Here is a 1,319-nt window from a genome sequence, read left to right on the forward strand (position 1 = left end):
AGCAGACAAACGTTGACGTATTCAGTTACGTTCTGCCCTGCAACCGTGTTGGAGTTAGCGACACAAGAACTATTACTGACCGTGAATGACTCAACGTCTTTATAGAATACCGCGGCAGATATCAGTCCACCTTCACCAAAATAGTGCTCTGCTGACAAGTCGTATTGCGTAACGCGATATGGGTCTAATTGGTAAGAGCCTTGAGTGCCTGTTACTAGCGAATTATCAATGCTCAGTGCTGGGCTCAATTCACCAAATTCAGCACGGCGTAACACTTTTGCTGCAGCAAAGCGTAAAAGCGTTTCATCCGTTAAAGTATAGGTGGCATTGATGCTTGGTAAGAAGTCTGAGTAATCATTCTTGCCGGTTTCAGTGTAAGTACTAGAGGTTAAATCAGTAGAAACATAACGCGCACCAACAACGGCACTTAATCGGTCGAAATCCAAATTAAATTGGGTGTATAAGGCTTGGGTTTTTTCTTCTATTTTTGCGTACGAACCTGTGGTGCGAACCATATTATCATCAAGGGTACCGGTTAACTCGTGACTACTACCAGCCAGCATTTGTTTGACTCTGTCGTAAGTGCCATTGATGTCATAGGCTAACAGCGCCCCATCATAAACAAAGTAATGAGTTAATGCGTTATTGCCAGAAATGCCGCTTTGATCAAATGAGTTGGCATGGTTAATTTCTTTGAACCCGCCATAGGCGGCATTAAAATCACCTATCCATATTGGAGTGACAACACCATCATAAGAAACATTTTTTTGCAGGTCTTTAAGTTCACTGCCATTATTTCTCAGATCGTATCTATCTAACTCGTATTGGCTATCAGTAGTGCGTACACCAGCCTTGACTGATCTAATAAAATCCAAACCAAATGGCTCAGTGTACTCAACGTCAAAACGGATGGCTGTTTCTTCATTGTCCTCAGTGTATCTTTGGTGAGTAAATTGACGAATCGCTAAATTATCTGGATCTAACAGCGCATCTTCATCAGAAAATGCCAGACCAGGTACAGCGTTACCATCTTGGGTCATTGTGATGGTAAATAAATGCTCGGTAATAGTGCCATTTGCATCATATTGCTCACGGGAAATAGGACGTAAATTAAATTCAGAATTTCTACGCTTTGCAGCTGATTTTGCGTATGAAACCTCACCAGATACTTTTAACTGGTCAGTTAATTGGAATTCCCCACCAAGGGCGTGTGAAAATGATTCATTAGTCGTAAAATCAGACCAAGTTTTAGGCTGAACAAAAACACTACCTGAGCCAAAGTTGTGTAACTGGCCTTGAGCATCACCATAAGCGTTATC

At 41.8% G+C, this 1,319-nt stretch carries 1 protein-coding gene; it reads right to left on the bottom strand.

The window, feature by feature from the left end:
- Positions 1 to 1,319, bottom strand: a 1,319-nt coding sequence (locus tag NWQ57_RS12290) for a TonB-dependent receptor domain-containing protein (protein ID WP_306022444.1), incomplete at both ends; no start/stop codon positions are given.

The organism is Paraglaciecola sp. (assembly GCF_030730205.1).
In the GTDB taxonomy this organism is placed as follows: domain Bacteria; phylum Pseudomonadota; class Gammaproteobacteria; order Enterobacterales; family Alteromonadaceae; genus Paraglaciecola.